Source organism: Pseudomonas fluorescens (assembly GCF_001902145.1).
Classification (GTDB): Bacteria; Pseudomonadota; Gammaproteobacteria; order Pseudomonadales; family Pseudomonadaceae; genus Aquipseudomonas; species Aquipseudomonas fluorescens_BV.
In genome coordinates this window covers 847,600-862,069 of the sequence record NZ_MRST01000027.1, presented here as the reverse complement: position 1 = coordinate 862,069, position 14,470 = coordinate 847,600, and the positions used below count along the sequence as shown (strand labels likewise).

At 61.0% G+C, this 14,470-nt stretch carries 16 protein-coding genes; 8 read left to right on the top strand and 8 right to left on the bottom strand.

Going from position 1 to position 14,470, the window contains the following annotated elements; genetic code table 11:
- Positions 1–56 precede the first annotated feature (56 nt).
- The 3 genes from BUE92_RS27115 to BUE92_RS27105 are packed head-to-tail and all read right to left on the bottom strand — an operon-like array spanning position 57 to position 2,364.
- Positions 57–620, bottom strand: a complete 564-nt coding sequence (locus BUE92_RS27115) for a peptidylprolyl isomerase A (RefSeq protein ID WP_014719428.1) — start codon at positions 618–620, stop codon at positions 57–59.
- A complete protein-coding gene (locus tag BUE92_RS27110) occupies positions 614–1,426 on the bottom strand; it encodes an alpha/beta fold hydrolase (RefSeq protein ID WP_073527168.1) in 813 nt (270 codons plus the stop codon). Before BUE92_RS27110 ends, BUE92_RS27115 begins: the two co-directional genes overlap by 7 nt.
- Before the next feature lie 14 nt (positions 1,427–1,440).
- Complete coding sequence (locus BUE92_RS27105; RefSeq protein ID WP_003193120.1) at positions 1,441–2,364, bottom strand: LysR family transcriptional regulator; 924 nt, start codon at positions 2,362–2,364, stop codon at positions 1,441–1,443.
- 49 nt (positions 2,365–2,413) lie between these two features.
- On the opposite strand from BUE92_RS27105, the gene BUE92_RS27100 reads away from it, so the two are divergent.
- From BUE92_RS27100 to BUE92_RS27090, 3 genes are all read left to right on the top strand, one after another.
- Positions 2,414–2,728 (top strand): 3-phosphoglycerate kinase, encoded by a 315-nt coding sequence (locus BUE92_RS27100; protein WP_073527167.1) that lies wholly within the window; start codon positions 2,414–2,416, stop codon positions 2,726–2,728.
- Between the two features lie 151 nt (positions 2,729–2,879).
- Complete coding sequence (locus BUE92_RS27095; RefSeq protein WP_073527166.1) at positions 2,880–3,479, top strand: FMN-dependent NADH-azoreductase; 600 nt, start codon at positions 2,880–2,882, stop codon at positions 3,477–3,479.
- Positions 3,480–3,682: 203 nt separating this feature from the next.
- Positions 3,683–4,552 carry a carboxylate/amino acid/amine transporter gene (locus tag BUE92_RS27090; protein ID WP_073527165.1) on the top strand — a complete coding sequence of 290 codons (870 nt, stop codon included), beginning with the start codon at positions 3,683–3,685 and terminating at the stop codon, positions 4,550–4,552.
- On the opposite strand, the gene BUE92_RS27085 is transcribed toward BUE92_RS27090, so the two are convergent.
- Together BUE92_RS27085 and BUE92_RS27080 are read right to left on the bottom strand one after the other, a co-directional pair.
- Positions 4,509–5,537: an NADP-dependent oxidoreductase gene (locus tag BUE92_RS27085; protein ID WP_073527164.1), complete on the bottom strand. Its 1,029-nt coding sequence runs from the start codon at positions 5,535–5,537 to the stop codon at positions 4,509–4,511. The two genes, BUE92_RS27090 and BUE92_RS27085, sit on opposite strands and share 44 nt — an antisense overlap.
- 62 nt (positions 5,538–5,599) lie before the next feature.
- Entirely contained in the window at positions 5,600–6,388 is a 789-nt protein-coding gene (locus tag BUE92_RS27080) for an SDR family NAD(P)-dependent oxidoreductase (protein ID WP_073527163.1), read from the bottom strand.
- 125 nt (positions 6,389–6,513) lie between these two features.
- Here BUE92_RS27080 and BUE92_RS27075 point away from each other — a divergent pair, with 125 nt between their 5' ends.
- On the top strand, positions 6,514–7,080 hold the full coding sequence (locus BUE92_RS27075) for a TetR/AcrR family transcriptional regulator (protein ID WP_073527162.1): 567 nt from the start codon (positions 6,514–6,516) through the stop codon (positions 7,078–7,080).
- A 16-nt stretch (positions 7,081–7,096) separates the two neighbouring features.
- On the opposite strand, the gene BUE92_RS27070 is transcribed toward BUE92_RS27075, so the two are convergent.
- A complete protein-coding gene (locus BUE92_RS27070) occupies positions 7,097–8,389 on the bottom strand; it encodes a mechanosensitive ion channel family protein (RefSeq protein ID WP_073527161.1) in 1,293 nt (430 codons plus the stop codon).
- Between the two features lie 192 nt (positions 8,390–8,581).
- Between BUE92_RS27070 and BUE92_RS27065 the strand changes: the two genes are divergently transcribed.
- On the top strand, positions 8,582–9,928 hold the full coding sequence (locus tag BUE92_RS27065) for a DEAD/DEAH box helicase (protein WP_003193110.1): 1,347 nt from the start codon (positions 8,582–8,584) through the stop codon (positions 9,926–9,928).
- A 105-nt stretch (positions 9,929–10,033) separates the two neighbouring features.
- Here the strand turns inward: BUE92_RS27065 and BUE92_RS27060 are convergent, their stop codons facing one another.
- Positions 10,034–10,303 carry a hypothetical protein gene (locus BUE92_RS27060; RefSeq protein WP_073527160.1) on the bottom strand — a complete coding sequence of 90 codons (270 nt, stop codon included), beginning with the start codon at positions 10,301–10,303 and terminating at the stop codon, positions 10,034–10,036.
- 153 nt (positions 10,304–10,456) lie between these two features.
- Here BUE92_RS27060 and BUE92_RS27055 point away from each other — a divergent pair, with 153 nt between their 5' ends.
- The 3 genes from BUE92_RS27055 (at position 10,457) to BUE92_RS27045 (ending at position 13,568) form a co-directional block, all read left to right on the top strand.
- Positions 10,457–10,846: a transcriptional regulator gene (locus BUE92_RS27055; RefSeq protein WP_073527159.1), complete on the top strand. Its 390-nt coding sequence runs from the start codon at positions 10,457–10,459 to the stop codon at positions 10,844–10,846.
- A gap of 126 nt (positions 10,847–10,972) precedes the next feature.
- On the top strand, positions 10,973–12,730 hold the full coding sequence (locus BUE92_RS27050; protein ID WP_073527158.1) for a copper resistance system multicopper oxidase: 1,758 nt from the start codon (positions 10,973–10,975) through the stop codon (positions 12,728–12,730).
- A gap of 10 nt (positions 12,731–12,740) precedes the next feature.
- Positions 12,741–13,568 (top strand): copper resistance protein B, encoded by an 828-nt coding sequence (locus BUE92_RS27045; RefSeq protein ID WP_073527157.1) that lies wholly within the window; start codon positions 12,741–12,743, stop codon positions 13,566–13,568.
- A gap of 13 nt (positions 13,569–13,581) precedes the next feature.
- Here the strand turns inward: BUE92_RS27045 and BUE92_RS27040 are convergent, their stop codons facing one another.
- A complete protein-coding gene (locus BUE92_RS27040; RefSeq protein WP_073527156.1) occupies positions 13,582–14,448 on the bottom strand; it encodes a DUF6279 family lipoprotein in 867 nt (288 codons plus the stop codon).
- Positions 14,449–14,470: the final 22 nt, after the last annotated feature.

Below are 14,470 nucleotides of genomic sequence, written 5' to 3'. Positions count from 1 at the left end.
CTCCTTTCAAAGGTGCACGGTGCCATGCGGGCACCGTGCAAAGCTGCCTGCGGACCTCAGTCGATGCGCTTGGCCGACTTGATGATCACAGGATCGATAGGCACGTTCTGCATGCCTTGCTTGGTGGTGGTCTGGGAGTTGACGATGATGTCGACCACGTCCATGCCCTTGACCACTTTGGCGAACACGGCATAACCGGCATCGCGGCCCGGGTCGAGGAAGGCATTGTCGGCCACGTTGATGAAGAATTGGCTGGTGGCCGAGTTCGGGTCATTGGTGCGAGCCATGGACAAGGTGCCACGCACGTTATGCAGGCCATTGCTGGCTTCGTTCTTGATCGGCGCTTCGGTCGGCTTTTGCGACATTTGCTGGGTGAACCCGCCGCCCTGAACCATGAAGCCTGGGATCACGCGGTGAAAGATAGTGTTGGTGTAGAAGCCCTTGTCGACATAGGCCAGGAAGTTCTTGGTGCTGATCGGAGCCTTGACCGGGTCCAGTTCGATTTCAATCTGGCCGTTGGTGGTGTCGAGCAACACGTGTGGCGCCTTGGCCGGCTCGGCCGCCATCAGGTTGGCAGCGAACAAGGCGGAACCGGCAAAGAAGGCGATTTTTTTCAGCATGGGTCAGTGATCCTGGTAGTGGTTTCGACGGTCTTTAGAAACTCGAGCAAGGTCGCGTTAAAGACCTCGGGTTGATCCAAGGGCGTGGCATGGCGGGAATCTTCGATGACCACCAGCCGCGCATCGGGCAGCAGTTTTACATAGATTTCTTTCTGCGCCACGGGGGTGTAGTCATGGTCGGCGCTGATGACCAGGGTTGGACAGGCAATTCTCGACAGTTGTTCCTGCACGCCCCAGCCCACAATGGCGTCGAAGCTGGCGAGATAAGCACGTTTGTCGTTTCTTGCCCAGCGTTCGGCCATCTTGCGGCGCAGGTCGGCCTGCTCAGGTTTGGGGAACAGCCGATCGCCCAAGGCCTTGCCGATGGTGCCCAGGCTGAGCATGCGGGCCAGGGTCCAGCGTTTGGCCCACTGCCAGTAGTCATCGGCACTGCGCACCTTGACCTCGGGCGCGCTGTTGACGATGCACAGGCTCTTGACCCGCAGGGGTTCATCCACCGCCAGTTGGAAGGCGATCATGCCGCCCATGGATAAACCCACCACGTGGGCCGCTGGCAGGTCCAGGTGTTCGATCAGGGCGACCAGGTCGAAGGTAAACCCTTTGATGCTGTAGCGCTCCCGGGGTTTGTCCGAGCGACCATGGCCGCGCACGTCAACCACGATCAGGCGGTAGTGCCGGGCGAGTACCGGTACTTGCAGTTCCCAATCCTGGCTGCTGGAGCCCAGGCCGTGGATCAGGATCAGCGGGTTGCCATGGCCGTATTCCTCGTAATGCAGGCTGCAGCCTTCATGGTCGAACCAGGCCATGGATGAACTCCGTTTCAGGCTTGTTGGGGAGCGGCGAAGGGCGCGTCCAGGGGAGCGGTGTCAAAGGTGCGCAGCAATTCCACGAGGATCTGCGTGGCGGGCCCCAAGGGTTTGTCTTTGTTGGAGTACAGGTAAAACGTCGGGTTGCGACTGCCGCCTTTTTCCAGGGGAAGCTGCTTGAGCACGCCTTCCTTGAGTTCGCGCTCGATCATGTGCCGGGGCAGCCAGGCAAAGCCCAGGCCGCTGCCGACGAAGGTGGCCGCGGTAGCGAGGCTGCCGACGGTCCAGCGCTGTTCGGCGCCGAGCCAGCCGACGTCGCGAGGTTGCTGGCGGCCGGAGTCACGGATCACCACCTGCATCTGGCTCTCCAGGTCGTGGAAACTCAGCTCACGGTTGAGGCGATGCAGCGAGTGATCGGGGTGGGCCACGGCGACGAACTCCACGTCACTCATTTCCGTGCCCAGGTAGCCTGGGATGATAAACCCGCAAATGGCCAGGTCCGCCATGCCGTCGAGCAGTAATTCTTCGACGCCGGACAGTACTTCTTCGCGCAGGCGCACCCGGCAGCCACGGCTTTGCGGCATAAAGGCGGTTAATGCGCGAACGAGGCGTGCGCTGGGGTAGGCGGCATCCACCACCAGGCGCACTTCGGCTTCCCAGCCTTGCTCCATGTGATGGGCGAGGTCTTCCAGTTGGCTGGCGTTTTTCACCAGTTGGCGGGAGCGGCGCAGCAGTACTTCACCGGCCTCGGTCAGCACCGCCTTGCGGCCATCAATGCGCAGCAGCGGTACGCCGAGTTGGTCCTGCATGCGCGCCACGGTGTAGCTCACTGAAGATTGCGAACGGTGCAGCGCTTCGGCGGCTTGGGCGAAGCCACCATGGTCGACCACGGCTTGCAAGGTGCGCCATTGATCGAGGGTAACGCGGGGCGCTTTCAAGATGAGCTCCTCTTGTCCTAAGCTGGCGGTCCTTATTGGAGACTGCCGAATGAGAAAATTGTGTTGTGTGCTGCTGGCGCTGCTGCCGATGAGCGCGTTTGCCTATCCTATCGACGTGACGAAAAAGATCGATGGCGTAAGCATTGATTACACCGCGTCCGACGTGGACGCTGACATCAGCTCGATTCAGCTAAACAACTACGGCACCCAGGATGCTGTGTGTTCGGTAATTTTCACCAACGGCCCGGAATCGCCACGCCGTCGCACCGTGACCGTGCCAGCCGGCAAAAGCACCAACACCACAGTCAAGTTCAACCGCGCCATCATCAAGATGCGTATTGCCCTCAACTGCGCTCCAAAATAAAGCAGCGGCGGAGCATGTCCACAGGAATACTCCGCTTATAAACAAATTTCTAGATGGGTTGTAGCAGTTTTTTGCGCTTTTTTATCGAATGGGCCCTGGTTAATCTTCTCTCCATCGACTTACAGCAATTACCGATGGAGCCTACGAAGCCATGTCCAATGTTCTGATCATCGAAAGCAGTGCGCGCCAGCAGGATTCCATTTCCCGCCAGCTCACCCAACAGTTCATCAGCCAATGGCAAGTCGCCCATCCGGCAGACCGCATCACCGTGCGCGACGTCGCGCTCGATCCGGTACCCCATCTGGATGCCAACCTGCTGGGCGGCTGGATGAAACCGGCAGAGCAGCGCAACGACGACGAACAGGTTTCCCTGGACCGCTCCAACGAGTTGACTGACGAACTGCTGGCCGCCGACGTGTTGGTGATGGCCGCGCCGATGTACAACTTCGCCATCCCCAGCACCCTCAAAGCCTGGTTGGATCACGTGTTGCGGGCCGGTGTGACCTTCAAGTACACCGCTACCGGGCCCCAGGGTTTGTTGACCGGCAAGCGCGCCATCGTGCTCACCGCGCGCGGTGGTATTCACACCGGCGCCACCTCGGATCATCAGGAACCGTACCTGCGCCAGGTCATGGCATTTATCGGCATTCATGACGTCACCTTCATTCACGCTGAAGGCGTCAACCTGGGCGGCGACTTCCAGGAGAAGGGCATCAATCACGCCAAGGCACTGCTGGCCCAGGTGGCTTGAGGCGTTAATCGTCAGATAATCCCGTGCTGTTTAGATAGCCCCACGCAAACCCTTCAAGTACGCGTATCGAACCTCCCTTTGCACTTTTTGCTCCTGAGTGCTCCTGCCCGACTGCCGCTTTAGCGAGGTCGGGTTTTTTTTGTGCCGAGTTTCTTCAACCCCCAAAAAGCTTTAATGTCGCGCCCATTCGAAACGAGGCGCGCATGGGCTATCTACTGGTTGTCACCCTGATTCAGGCATTTTCCTTCAGCTTGATCGGCGAATACCTCGCCGGTCACGTCGACAGCTACTTCGCAGTGCTGGTGCGCGTGGTGCTGGCCGGGCTGATCTTTATTCCGCTGACGCGCTGGCGCGCTGTGGAGCCTGCGTTCATGCGCGGCATGTTGGTGATCGGTGCATTGCAGTTCGGCGTGACCTACGTCTGCCTGTACCTGAGCTTTCGTGTGTTGACGGTGCCGGAAGTGCTGCTGTTCACCATCCTCACACCGCTGCATGTGACCCTGATCGAGGACGCGCTTAATCGCCGCTTCAATCCCTGGGCGCTGGTGGCGGCCCTGGTGGCGGTGGGCGGTGCTGCGGTGATTCGTTTCGATCAGATCACCCCGCACTTCCTGATGGGGTTCTTGCTGCTGCAATTGGCCAACTTCACCTACGCCGCCGGGCAAGTCATGTACAAACACCTGGTGGCGCGTTACCCCAGTGACCAGCCGCACTTCCGGCGTTTCGGTTATTTCTACCTGGGCGCCTTGTTGGTGGTGTTGCCGGCGTTCCTGCTGTTCGGCAAGGCTGACTTTTTGCCGCAAGCGCCGCTGCAATGGGGCGTGCTGGTGTTCCTCGGGTTGGTCAGCACCGCGCTGGGCATGTACTGGTGGAACAAGGGCGCCTGCCTGGTCAATGGCGGCACCCTGGCGGTGATGAACAACCTGCATGTGCCGGTGGGGTTGCTGCTGAACCTGCTGATCTGGAACCAGCACGAACCGCTGGGCCGTTTGGCCCTGGGCGGTCTGGTGATCCTGGGGGCGGTGTGGATCAGCCGGTTGGGAGTGCGTCGGGCGGTGCCGTCCCCATCGTGATCACCACCTTGCCTTTGGCGCGGCCTTGTTCGACATAATCCAGGGCCGCCGCTGTCGATTCGAAAGGGAAGGTACGGTCGATCACTGGTCGGATACTCCCTGCTTCGACCAGCGCGGTGATTTCATCCAGCTGGGCGCCGCTGGCACGCATGAAGACAAACTCATAGCTCACGCCTTGCTTGCGCGCTTTCCTGCGGATACCGCTGCTCAAGACCCCCATGACCAGGCCCAGTAACCAGGGCAGGTTCTGTGCGCGGGCGAAGGCGGGCGTCGGCGGCCCGGAGATGGAGATGAGCTGACCGCCGGGCTTGAGAATCTTCAGTGAATTGGCCAGCGCATCCGCGCCCAGGCTGTTCAACACTACATCGTAGTCCCGCAGCACGGCCTCGAAGGCTTGCTGTTTGTAGTCGATCACCACATCCGCCCCCAGCGCCTTGACCCACTCCACATTGACGGTGCTGGTGGAGGTCGCGACAAAAGCGCCCAAATGCTTGGCCAGTTGGATGGCGATACTGCCCACCCCGCCTGAGCCCGCATGAATGAACACCTTCTGGCCTTTCTTCAGCTTTGCTGTTTCCACCAGCACCTGCCACGCCGTCAGCGCGACCAGGGGCAGGGAGGCGGCTTGCTCCATGCTGATGTTCGCGGGTTTGCGCGCCAGTGCGTCTTCGTGCACGGCAATCAGCTCGGCGAAGGTGCCGATACGTTGCTGGGGCGGGCGGGCGTAGACTTCGTCACCCGGCTTGAAGCGCCGCACCGCAGCGCCCACGCTGAGCACCACGCCGGCCAGGTCGTTTCCCAGTGTCAACGGCAACGCATAGGGCAGGATCAGTTTGAATTCGCCCTTGGCGATCTTTGCATCCAGCACATTGACGCTGCTGGCTCGCACCTGAACCAGCACGTCGTGCTCACCCACGACGGGTGCGGGGGCTTCGGTGAGGCGGCCGGGCTGCTTGCCGTACCGTTCGATGGAAAATGCCTTCATGGTTCAACGCTCGTTGCTTCGATGAGAAGGGGCAGGCGCGGAGCGCGCCTGCTACCGGTTGATCAGGCGTTGGCCAGGTAACGCTCGGCAACCTGGGACTGCTTGATCTGCGCCAGCAAGCCCTGTCGCGCAGCCTGCAACGCGTCCCAACGGGCGCCGTCCTGCAACGGCGGAATGGTCACCGGCTCGCGGCGATCAAAACCAACCAGCGCCGCGTCCACCAGATCACCCACTTCCATCACGTCCGTGAGGGTGTTGATGTCAATGCCCGCACGCTCCCAGATCTCGGTACGCGTGGCAGCGGGCAGCACGGCTTGCACGTACACGCCTTTGGGCGCCAGTTCCAGGCTCATGCCCTGGGACAGGAACAGCACGAACGCCTTGGTCGCGCCGTACACCGTCATGCCGAATTCCGGGGCCAGGCCGACTACCGAGCCAATGTTGATGATAGCGCCGTTGCCGGCTGCCGCCAGGCGTGGGGCGATGGCACTGGCCAGGCGCACCAGCGCCGTGGTGTTGAGGGCGACCAATTGCGCAACGCTGTCGGTGGACTGTTCAATAAAACTGCCGGACTGCGCGGCGCCTGCATTATTGACTAGCGTGCCAATGCTGGCGTCATCGCGCAGGCGCGCTTCAACTGCGGCCAGGTCAGCGTTCTGGGTCAGGTCGGCCGGGAGGATATCAACGCTGACGGCATGCTGTTCACGCAGCCGGGCGGCGAGCGCTTCCAGGCGCGTGATGTCACGGGCGACCAGTACGAGGTCGTGGCCGCGTGCGGCAAAGCGTTCGGCGTAGGCGGCGCCAATGCCGGTCGAAGCGCCAGTGATCAGAACGGTAGTGGAAGTGCTCATGGTGTGATGCTCTGTGGGTGCGAGGAGATTTTATGATGTCGATCATAATCAAAGCTGTCAACGGTTTTGATTATGATCGACATCATAGTAATATGCCTATCTCGCAAGCTGGCAGGACCACACACATGAAGATCACCAAGGCGCAGTCACAGAGCAATCGGGCCCATATCGTCGCGACAGCTTCCGAGCTGTTCCGCGAGCGGGGTTTCGATGGGGTGGGCGTGGCCGAGTTGATGGCTGCAGCCGGTTTTACCCAAGGCGGTTTTTACAAGCACTTCGGTTCCAAGGCGGACTTGATGGCGGAAGCAGCCGCCAACAGCCTGGCGCAGTCACTGGCCGACAGCGCGGAGATGGAGGTGGAGCAGTTTTTCGAGGTTTACCTGTCCAGGCTGCACCGCGATCATCGCGGCGGCGGATGCACATTGGCGGCGTTGTGTGCCGATGCTGCCCGTCAATCGGACACGCTGAAGGCGACCTTTGCCAACGGCTTGGAAAACACCCTGCAGGCCTTGGAAGCAAAGTACAACGCGGCTCATGAGACGCCACAAGAAGGTGTGCGCGCGAAAATGCTCGACAGCATGGCCCATGCCATCGGCGCAATCATGCTGTCGCGCGCGTGCCCGGATGATTCTGCCCTGGCCGATGAAGTGCTTGAGGTGTGCCGCAAGGAGATTACGGCATCACTGCCGTAATCCCGTTCGCATCACATCATGCCGTTTCGGCGACGGACACCGGCATGGCCCCAGCCAATGCCGGCAGCACGCCGGCACGCAGGTCGTTGCCGCTCGGCTGCTGATACAGGCTCAGCCCGAACTCCGGCAACACCGCCAGTAGATAATCGAAGATATCGCCCTGGATCCGCTCGTAATCGCCCCACGCCGTGGTGCGGGTAAAGCAGTAGATCTCCAGCGGCACGCCCTGGGCGGTGGTTTGCATCTGGCGCACCATGCAGGTCATGTTCGGCTGGATGTCCGGGTGGCTTTGCAGGTACGCCAGTGCGTAGGCGCGGAAGGTGCCGAGGTTGGTCATGCGCCGACGGTTGGCCGACAGTTGCGCGCTGTGGCCCTGGGCCTCGTTCCAGGCCTTGAGTTCGGCCTGCTTGCGGCTGATATAGCCGCTGAGCAAGTGCACCTGGGTCATGCGCACTTCTTCCTCATCGTTCAGGAAGCGTACGCCGCTGGCGTCGATGTACAAGCTGCGCTTGATACGGCGCCCACCGGAGGCCTGCATGCCACGCCAGTTCTTGAACGACTCGGACATCAGGCGCCAGGTGGGGATGGAAACGATGGTCTTGTCGAAGTTCTGCACCTTCACCGTGTGCAGGGTGATATCCACCACATCGCCATCGGCACCGACCTGGGGCATTTCGATCCAGTCACCGACGCGCAGCATATCGTTGCTGGTCAATTGCACGCTGGCGACGAACGACAGCAGCGTGTCCTTGTACACCAACAGAATCACCGCCGACATCGCACCCAGGCCCGATAGCAGCAGCAGCGGCGAGCGGTCGATCAGGGTGGCGACGATGATGATCGCGCCAAACACGAACAGCACCATTTTCGCCAGCTGCACATAGCCCTTGATCGAGCGGGTGCGTGCGTGTTCGGTGCGTGCGTAGATATCCAGCAGCGCATTGAGCAGGGCGCTCATGGCCAGCACCATGAACAGAATGCTGATCGCCAGGGCTACGTTGCCGATGAACAGGATGGCGGTCTTGCTCAGGTCCGGCACCAGGTACAGGCCGAACTGGACCACCAGGGACGGCGTCATTTGGGCCAGGCGATGGAAGACTTTGTTATGCCGCAAGTCGTTCAGCCAGTGCAGGGCCGGTTGCCGGCCGAGCAATTTGACGGCGTGCAGGATGAGGTAACGGGCTATCCGTCCCACCACCAATGCCACCACCAGCAACACCAGCAAGCCGAGGCTGGAATGCAGGACCGGGTGTTCATCGAGGGCGCCCCAAAGGTCTTGGACGTTGAGCCAGAGCTGTTTGATATCCATGAGTGAACCGATTCTTCTTTAAGACAACACGGGGCGATTAGAGCATTTAAGTGCAACAAAGTTGACGCTCTGGACAAAATCGCTGACAAAAAAGCGGCTGATTAGCCCCGTTCGCGTAAAGAAACTCGGTTTGGGCGCCCGAAACCGGTAACCTATGCAGCTGATATTTTGTATTTCTTCGAGGTAGCACCCGTGTTTTCCCAATTCGCCCTGCACGAACGCCTGCTCAAAGCCGTGGCCGAGCTTAAATTTGTCGAGCCTACGCCTGTGCAAGCAGCGGCCATCCCGCTCGCGCTGCAAGGGCGTGACCTGCGGGTGACGGCGCAAACCGGCAGCGGCAAGACCGCCGCTTTCGTCCTTCCGGTACTTAACCGCCTGATCGGCCCGGCCAAAGTGCGCGTCAGCATCAAGACCCTGATCCTGCTGCCGACCCGCGAGCTGGCCCAGCAGACCCTGAAGGAAGTCGAGCGCTTCTCGCAGTTCACCTTCATCAAGTCAGGCATTATTACCGGTGGCGAAGACTTCAAGGTCCAGGCCGCGATGCTGCGCAAGGTACCGGATATTCTGATCGGCACCCCAGGGCGCATGATCGAGCAGCTCAACGCTGGCAACCTCGACCTCAAGGAAGTCGAAGTGCTGGTGCTCGACGAAGCCGACCGCATGCTCGACATGGGCTTTGCCGATGATGTGCAACGTCTGGTCGGCGAGTGCGTCAACCGTCAGCAGACCATGCTGTTCTCCGCCACCACTGGTGGTTCGACCCTGCGCGACATGGTCGCCAAGGTGCTGAACAACCCTGAGCACTTGCAGGTCAACAACGTCAGCGACCTGAACGCCACCACGCGTCAGCAGATCGTCACCGCTGACCATAACGTGCACAAAGAGCAGATCCTGAACTGGTTGTTGGCCAACGAGACCTACCAGAAGGCCATCGTATTCACCAACACCCGTGCCGCCGCCGACCGTATCTACGGGCGCCTGGTTGCGCAGGAATACAAGGCGTTCGTGCTGCACGGCGAGAAGGACCAGAAGGACCGCAAGCTGGCCATCGACCGTCTCAAGGCGGGCGGCGTGAAGATCCTGGTGGCCACCGACGTCGCCGCACGCGGCCTCGACGTGGACGGCCTGGACCTGGTGATCAACTTCGACATGCCACGTAGCGGCGACGAATACGTGCACCGTATCGGCCGTACCGGACGGGCGGGCAACGATGGCCTGGCCATTTCGCTGATCTGCCACGGCGACTGGAACCTGATGTCGAGCATCGAACGCTACCTGAAGCAGTCGTTCGAGCGCCGCACCATCAAGGAAGTCAAAGGCACGTACACCGGGCCGAAGAAGGTCAAGGCGTCGGGCAAGGCCGTTGGCGTGAAGAAGAAAAAGACCGACGCCAAGGGCGACAAGAAGAAAACCGGCGCCAAGTCGCCGACCAAGCGCAAGATCGCCAACCGGCCGAAGACCGACAACCTGTCGCTCGTCAGCAAGGACGGCATGGCGCCGCTCAAGCGCCGCAAGCCAGAAGCTCCGGCTGCCGAATAAGCAGGCGGGCATAAAAAAACCGGACGATGTCCGGTTTTTTTTCGCCACGATCTTTCCATGCTCAGGGTGGGGATGCTTCCAGGGGCGCTCTGCGTCCCGCTGTGCTCAACTTTTTCCCGCAGCTTCTCTCAGCTCCTTGAGCCGCGCATCGATCAGCTGGCATTTGTCGGGGAACTCGGCGCTTTCGGTATCCAGGTCCATCTTCTGCAACTCTGCATTCATCTTCTTGGCCCTGGTCGGGTCCTGCTCTGTGAGCTTGGCCACTTCCTTGGCCAGCTCTTCTCGCTTGGCGGCGGCCTCATCGGGCGTGCAGGCCCAGGCGGGCAGGGCGCTTAACAGCGTGGCGGCGAGGGTCAGTGTCATCAAGGTTTTCATGGTCGGACTTCCTTGGCAGTGATGTGCAGTTGAGGCGGAAAACCTTGGGAAAGTTCAGAGAAATGACGCCCGTCCGTTCGGGTGAACGGCTAATGCCTGGACGTGTCACTCACTTAGACGGGCTAACTCCATCGGCCTGCAGGAGGAATCAGGATGACGACTTACAACTGGGATCTGATCGAACGTTTGCTGCATGAAGTGCAGAACGGCGAAGGCAGCTTTGCCCCGCGCAAATACGCCGAGCAGGAAGCGGCCGAGAAGGCGACGGCGGGCGAGAACACTGGCAATCTGGATGCGCTGAAGAAGACTGCTGCCGACTACGAGGCGCTGCTGTTCAAGCGTGGCTTTATTGAGTCGCGGCCCGAAGAAGAGGGCGGCAATGGCGAGAACTTCGTCCTGACGGCGCTGGGTGCGCAATTGCTCGCGCTGATCGACAGTTCGATTCCGGGTAATGATCATCCACGTCAGGTGTTGGATGAGCAGGAGGACGCGCTTGATCCGGCAACGTTCGCTGAAGTGGCTTCCAAAGCCCAGATCGCCTGATCTTCTTATGCCCCGGCGCCCCCGAGGGCGCCGGGTGAACCTGTCGAATAGGTAATCTTGCGCTAAGGTTGCTGACAGCCGGCGAGTCCTAATCTGCTGCCATTCAACTCACGGACTTGAATCGGCATGCATTCCTCAACCTCCAGACGCACATTCGTCAAAGGCCTGGCCGCTGGCGGCCTGCTGGGCGGGCTTGGGCTTTGGCGCCCCCCGGTATGGGCATTGGCCAGCCCCGGCCAGCCCACGGTGCTCGCCGGCACCGAATTTGACCTGTTTATTGACCAGACCCCCGTCAACCTGACAGGCCGCCCACGCACCACCTTGACCGTCAATGGCAGCCTGCCCGGCCCGCTGTTGCGCTGGCGGGAAGGCGACACCGTGACCCTACGCGTGAAAAACCGCCTTAGTGAACCCACCTCGATCCACTGGCACGGCATCCTGCTGCCATCGACCATGGACGGCGTGCCCGGCCTGAGCTTCAAGGGCATCGAACCGGGTGGCCTTTACGTCTATCAGTTCAAGGTCAAGCAGCATGGCACCTACTGGTATCACAGCCATTCCGGGCTTCAGGAGCAGCAGGGCGTATACGGCCCGCTGGTCATCGACCCCAAGGAACCCGAGCCGTATACCTACCAGCGCGATTACGTGGTGATGCTGTCGGACTGGACCGACGAAGACCCCGTCGCCCTGATGAAAACCCTCAAAAAGCAGTCTGATTACTACAACCTGCACAAACCCACCCTGGGCGATTTTATCCGGGATGTGGGCAAGCAGGGCTGGTCGGCCACGGCTGCCGACCGGCTGATGTGGGCGCAAATGAAGATGAATCCCACCGACCTTGCGGACGTCAGCGGCGAGACCTACACCTACTTGCTCAACGGCCAGCCGCCTGGGCAGAACTGGACCGGGGTGTTCAAGGCGGGGGAAACGATTCGCCTGCGCTTTATCAATGGCTCGGCGATGACCTATTTCGATGTGCGCATTCCCGGGTTGAAGATGACCGTCATCGCCGCGGATGGCCAGCCGGTGAAGCCGGTAAGCGTCGACGAGTTCCGTATCGCCGTGGCGGAAACCTACGATGTGCTGGTCGAGCCCGTGGCAGAGGCCTACACCCTGTTTGCCCAGTCCATGGACCGCACAGGGTTTGCCCGTGGCACCCTCGCCCGGCAGGTGGGGGCGACGGCGTTGGTACCGCCGCTTGATCCGCGCCCGTGGCTGACCATGGAGGACATGGGCATGGGCGGCATGGACCATGGCGCTATGACCGATATGCCAGAAATGGAGGGCATGGACCATGGTGCCATGGCCGATATGCCGGGCATGGAAGGCATGGATCACAGCGCCATGGGCGCGATGGCGATGCAGAAACACCCCGCCAGCGAGCAGAACAACCCGTTGGTAGACATGCAGGCGATGAACCCGGTGCCCAAGCTCGACGACCCTGGAATCGGCCTGCGCAACAATGGCCGCCGGGTGCTCACCTATGCAGACCTGCGCAGTACCTTCGAAGACCCCGATGGCCGCGATCCCTCGCGCACCGTCGAATTGCATCTCACCGGGCATATGGAAAAGTTCGCCTGGTCGTTCAACGGCGTGAAGTTTTCCGATGCCGAGCCTCTGCAACTGACCTATGGGGAGCGCGTGCGGGTGGTGCTGGTCAACGACACCATGATGGCCCATCCGATTCACCTGCATGGCTTATGGAGCGACCTGGAAGACGAAAACGGCCAGTTCCAGGTGCGCAAACACACCATCGACATGCCACCGGGCTCCCGGCGCAGTTACCGCGTCACCGCCGATGCCTTGGGGCGCTGGGCCTATCACTGCCACCTGCTGTACCACATGGAAATGGGCATGTTCCGTGAGGTGCGCGTGCATGAATAAGGAAGCGAGCATGAACCGTTGCGTCTCGTCCCTTTGCATCGCTTTCGCCACGCTGGGGTTCGCCCCATGGGCGTTGGCGGCCGAGGATGAATTTCAGGGCATGAGCCCGGCGACGCCAGCGCTGACGCAAAGCCGCACGCCGATTCCGGCGCTGACCGACGCAGACCGCGCAGCGGTCTACAACGCGCCGGGAGGGCATCAGGTGCACGACAGCGGCGTCAACTCGATGCTGCTGGTCAACCAGTTGGAATGGCAGGGGGGCGATGGCAACGCGCAGAGTTGGGACATCAAGGGTTGGGTCGGCGGTGACATCGACCGGTTGTGGCTACGCAGTGAAGGCGAACGCAGCGCCGGCCGCACCGAAAGCGCCGAAGCCCAAGCCTTATGGGGGCATGCCATCAGCGCTTGGTGGGACGTGGTCGGCGGCGTGCGCCAGGACTTCAAGCCCGGTGACAGCCAGACCTGGGCGGCTTTTGGCGTACAAGGCATGGCGCTTTACAACTTCGAGGCCGAAGCCACGTTGTTTGTCGGCGAATCGGGGCATACCGCCGCACGCCTTGAGGGTGACTACGACATTCTGCTCACCAATCGTCTGATCCTGCAGCCCACCGCCGAACTCAATTTTTATGCGCAGAACGATCCGCAACGCGGCGTTGGTTCGGGCTTGGCGGAAAGTGAGCTGGGCCTGCGCTTGCGCTACGAAGTTCGTCGCGAGTTTGCGCCTTATGTCGGTCTGAGCTGGAACCGCACTTATGGCCAGACCGCGCAATACGCACGGGACGAAGGCGAAGACATCCATCAACTGCGCTGGGTGGTCGGCGTGCGCCTATGGTTCTGACCGCAAGCATGCATCAAGACTGTGCGCCTTTCAGGCATTTGAGCGCCTGGAAGTCGCCGCGGACCTTGTCGATTTTCTGGGTGAGTTTCAGGCGCTGCGCTGGGGAGCTTTGGGCCATCACATCGACGAGCAAGCTGCGCGCGGCGGCTTCGGTCTGTGCGTAGGCGGCGCGGTATTGCGGGGTCCACAGGCTTTCGCGATCCGCCAGCAGTTGCTGGATTTTCTGCGGGAAATCGGCACTGTGGCGTTGTTGCAGCGCGTCGATAAATTGCGCCTGCCAATGGGCGCGGTTGCCGATCCATGCTTGGTTTTGCGCGCCCAGCTCGGCAGACCAGGCCGTCACGCGGTTTCGCTGGCCGGGGCTCAATGGGCCGATCCAGGCGTCCAGGCGCTTGCTCATGCGCTGGGCGCGTTCCTTGATTTGTTGGGCCAGCGGCGGCTTGAGGTATTCGTCCTGGCGTTTGCGCAGGTCCTTGGCCAGGGCGTCGCTCATGTCCTTGACCTGCTGATTGTCCAGGCCTTGCAGCAATTGCACGGCTGAGGGGGTGATTTCCCGCGCAATCTCGGCAATTGCCTGTTTGGCTTCGACAGTACGGGTTTGCAACGCGGCGTCGGTGATCTGGTTGCTGTCGACCATCTGCTGCAGGCGGTCGAGCCAGTCCAGGTAGCCAGGCAATTGCGTGGTGCAGTGCCAGGCCAGGTGTTCCTTGAGGGTATCGTTGAACCAGCTCTTTTGCCCGGCATTCATGTCCAGGTAGTCGTTGAGGGTCCAGGGGATGATCACGTCGAGGTTACGGTAGGCCAGGCCCACGCGATTGCAGCCGGCGAGCACCAGGCTCAGGGTCAGCAGTACCATCAGGAATTTGAGCCGGCGCAACATGGGCAGGTCCTTGCATGGAGGG

Bases quoted from the DNA above. Each gene is read 5' to 3' on its own strand.
- BUE92_RS27090 (WP_073527165.1), top strand. From the start codon at position 3,683: ATGGGCTATCTACTGGTTGTCACCCTGATTCAGGCATTTTCCTTCAGC.
- BUE92_RS27085 (WP_073527164.1), bottom strand. From the start codon at position 5,537: ATGAAGGCATTTTCCATCGAACGGTACGGCAAGCAGCCCGGCCGCCTC.
- BUE92_RS27055 (WP_073527159.1), top strand. From the start codon at position 10,457: ATGACGACTTACAACTGGGATCTGATCGAACGTTTGCTGCATGAAGTG.
- BUE92_RS27070 (WP_073527161.1), bottom strand. From the start codon at position 8,389: ATGGATATCAAACAGCTCTGGCTCAACGTCCAAGACCTTTGGGGCGCC.
- BUE92_RS27100 (WP_073527167.1), top strand. From the start codon at position 2,414: ATGAGAAAATTGTGTTGTGTGCTGCTGGCGCTGCTGCCGATGAGCGCG.
- BUE92_RS27040 (WP_073527156.1), bottom strand. From the start codon at position 14,448: ATGTTGCGCCGGCTCAAATTCCTGATGGTACTGCTGACCCTGAGCCTG.
- BUE92_RS27075 (WP_073527162.1), top strand. From the start codon at position 6,514: ATGAAGATCACCAAGGCGCAGTCACAGAGCAATCGGGCCCATATCGTC.
- BUE92_RS27115 (WP_014719428.1), bottom strand. From the start codon at position 620: ATGCTGAAAAAAATCGCCTTCTTTGCCGGTTCCGCCTTGTTCGCTGCC.
- BUE92_RS27095 (WP_073527166.1), top strand. From the start codon at position 2,880: ATGTCCAATGTTCTGATCATCGAAAGCAGTGCGCGCCAGCAGGATTCC.
- BUE92_RS27060 (WP_073527160.1), bottom strand. From the start codon at position 10,303: ATGAAAACCTTGATGACACTGACCCTCGCCGCCACGCTGTTAAGCGCC.
- BUE92_RS27045 (WP_073527157.1), top strand. From the start codon at position 12,741: ATGAACCGTTGCGTCTCGTCCCTTTGCATCGCTTTCGCCACGCTGGGG.
- BUE92_RS27050 (WP_073527158.1), top strand. From the start codon at position 10,973: ATGCATTCCTCAACCTCCAGACGCACATTCGTCAAAGGCCTGGCCGCT.
- BUE92_RS27110 (WP_073527168.1), bottom strand. From the start codon at position 1,426: ATGGCCTGGTTCGACCATGAAGGCTGCAGCCTGCATTACGAGGAATAC.
- BUE92_RS27080 (WP_073527163.1), bottom strand. From the start codon at position 6,388: ATGAGCACTTCCACTACCGTTCTGATCACTGGCGCTTCGACCGGCATT.